General features: G+C 64.5%; 1 pseudogene. It reads right to left on the reverse strand.

What is annotated here, in order from left to right:
* Nucleotides 1-595, reverse strand: a pseudogene (locus tag E0L15_RS12200) (FIVAR domain-containing protein); the annotation flags it as partial.

A 595-nucleotide genomic window follows, 5' to 3' on the forward strand; every position in this document is an offset into this window, starting at 1 on the left:
ATCGTCCTCGGACAGGGTGGCGTCAGCCATCACGGCCCGGGCGGTGGCCAGAGCGGTGCGGAAGGTCGCCACGGCAACCTCGCTGGCCCCGGTGGTGTCCACGGTCTCCGCCTCAGCCAGCAGACCTTCCAGGATGGACTTGTCAGCCTTGTAGCGCTGGGCCAGAATGGCGTTGAGCAGGTCACCAGCGGCCTTGTCCACGTCCTCCTGCATGGCGTCGCCGTCCTCAGCCACCTTCTTGGCGGCATCCAGAGCGTCCACCAGATCCTGCCAGTGGTCGGGCATGTACTTGTCGGCGTTGGCCATCATGTCCTCGGCGCGCTCAATGGTCAGGTTCAGCAGCTCCTTGTCGCCCTGAGTCAGGCCCAGGCCCCAGATGCCTTCCAGCAGCTGGTTCCAAGCGGCGTTGACCTCGTCCTGGGTGGCGTCGGCGTCAGCCAGAACGGTCTTTGCGTTGGCCAGAGCGTCCTCAAAGGCCTTCTTGGCGGTGTCGGTGACACCCTCAGTGGACAGGGTATCGGCGTACTTGACGGTCTTCTCCAGCAGGGTCTTGTTGACATCGCCGGGCTCGGGGGTCTCGTCCTCCTCAAACACA

It is taken from the genome of Pseudoflavonifractor sp. SW1122 (assembly GCF_012027765.1).
Lineage (GTDB): Bacteria > Bacillota > Clostridia > Oscillospirales > Oscillospiraceae > Enterenecus > Enterenecus faecium.